General features: G+C 22.2%; 1 protein-coding gene. It reads right to left on the reverse strand.

Annotated features, from left to right (window positions below; genetic code table 11):
* Positions 1–30: 30 nt before the first annotated feature.
* Positions 31–2,505: polysaccharide pyruvyl transferase family protein (locus Q0K19_RS15105; protein ID WP_367172186.1), on the reverse strand; the 2,475-nt coding region annotated here is incomplete at its 5' end.

Raw genomic sequence — 2,505 nt, forward strand, 5'->3', positions numbered from 1 at the left:
ATATTATTGTTATTAGTATATATTTTCTCTTTACATATTAGGTCTGGTCTGGTCTGGTCTGGTCTGGTCTGGTCTGGCAAATTTAGACCTAAAATTATCACGCCATTTTTTTACTGGTATCCACCAAGCTATTCTATTTATATTTTTTTCATTAACTATAATAGTCAATTTTATTCCAAATAAATATATGAATATATAATTTTCGTTATTATAAATTCCAAAAATTCTTATCCAATTTTTATTATAATTAACCACTTTATTTAGTTCTATTTCTTGTTTATTAAATAAAGTATTAAAATCTTCATTAAACTTATATATTTTTGAATTTAATTCTATATTTTCTTTAATTAAGATATTAATCATATCTAATTTATAATTATTATTTTCTTTTTTTGAATTTAATACTCTTTTTATCCAATCTAATGATTTATTTTTTTCATTTTCTAAAATTCTATTTATTTTGCTATAATCCATATACAATAAAATTTTATAATTAACATAATTATTTTCATTTAATATATCCTCAGAAATTGGAGAAACTCTATTTCTAATATCAAACAGGTGTAATATTGAATTTATCCTATTTAAATTACTTTCATAATAATCCCAACGTAAACATAAAAATGGCTTATTATAAATAATAGAGAAACATATACCATGAAATCCATCAGTTATAATAGCAGAAGCATTTTTTATTAATGATAACCATTTTTCAGTTTCTTCTATAAAACCATTTTCAGTATGATATGAGAATATAATTTTTTTATCTAATTTAGAAGCTATTTTATTGACAATTTTCTCTACATTATTTTTATTATAAACATAACAAAAAATATAATCTGATATATTTTCATCATCTTCATAAATCAATTTATTGTATTCTTCTTTATCTACTAAAAATACTGGATCTAATATAAAATCTGCCTTTATATTTAAAGTTCTATTAAAAAAATCAACCGTTTCTTTTTCTCTAATTGAAATGTTATCAAATAATGATAAATAATATTTTACAGTTTGGGTATATATATAGTTTGAATATAATTTTTGATTATTATCACCTATAGAAGTAGCAATAGCTATTTTCTTTTTACTATTCTCTACGAAATCCAAAAAAAATATATATTTAGTATAATAAGATGTTTTTATATCAGTTAAATCTTTATTCCACAGTTGATCTGAAGCAGTTATAAATATATTACATTTATTATTTAATTCATATAAGTCTTCTTTGTTCATCTTATTAAAGATATTATGATAATATTTTTCAGCAAATTCTCTAGCAATACCTTTACTATAGTAATTATAATGAGATGCTTCTTTATCCAAAGAATCTAATACTAATATTGAAAATCCAAAATTTTCTAATAATTTATATAAAGCATAATATGTTAATATAGCCCCATAATTATTAGCAAACCAAAAACCTATTAAACATATGTCTATTTTACTAGAATTTAAATATAATTCATTAAAATTTTCTTTATTAAAATTATCAAAAAAATATTTTCTACTTCCTAGTATTTTTATTTTACCATTGACTCCTCCACTTGAAGGCTTTATTGAAGTAATATCTTTATAACTAATAGATTTATTTAGAATATTAAATATGTTTTTCGATTTTTTAGTATTAATTAATGTAAGACCTACTCCTTTATTATCATTATCTTTTACTCCCCAATAATCCCCTATACTAATATCTCCTACTCTTTCATATTTTCTATATTTACAATGCAGACATTCTTCTTTTACAGCAATATGTTTTAAAAATGATTGTATATAAATATTATCATGACCTCTAGATATATATTCTTTGTCAGATAATTTAATATATACTTTATGATCACTGTTCCAACCGAATTTATCTTTATCTCTGAAACTTATATATTTTATATCTTTTATTTCATCATCTGTAAATAATTCTTTTAAATATTTTGCCCATACTTTTTGAGGAACTATACTATTGCATAATAAATCAACAGTTAGCAAATTATCATAATCTTTACCTAAATAAGAATATAAAGCAGATACTTGGCAGGGACATCCGCTAAATAATACCTGTTTATTTTCATTTAATAATTTTTTTATTTCTACAAATGTATTACCTAAATTACTTTCTATATACTTAGAACCTCTTAATTTATCTAAATCTTTTTTATTATTGATTACTATATGTTCAACTCCAAGCCAATCATCTGTAAAACTAGCCCCGCATACATAACCATTATTTTCTAATACATAATCAGCTACAATAGTAAACATTCCGCCTGAAGAACTTTTCATTCTTATTTCATCACTAGCTCTAACATCATATATTTCCTGCTTAAAATCTCTTTTAAAATTATCATTTAAAGCATGACATTTTTTTACACAAATACCGCAATTAGTGCATTTATCATAATCTATAATAGGGTAGTGGAAACCCTCTTTTGTTTCTATAATTTCTATGGCATTATGCGGACATACCATATAACAAACTGAGCAGCCAGTACATTCTTTTCTATTCAA

The sequence above is a fragment of the uncultured Brachyspira sp. genome (assembly GCF_944393015.1).
Lineage (GTDB): Bacteria > Spirochaetota > Brachyspiria > Brachyspirales > Brachyspiraceae > Brachyspira.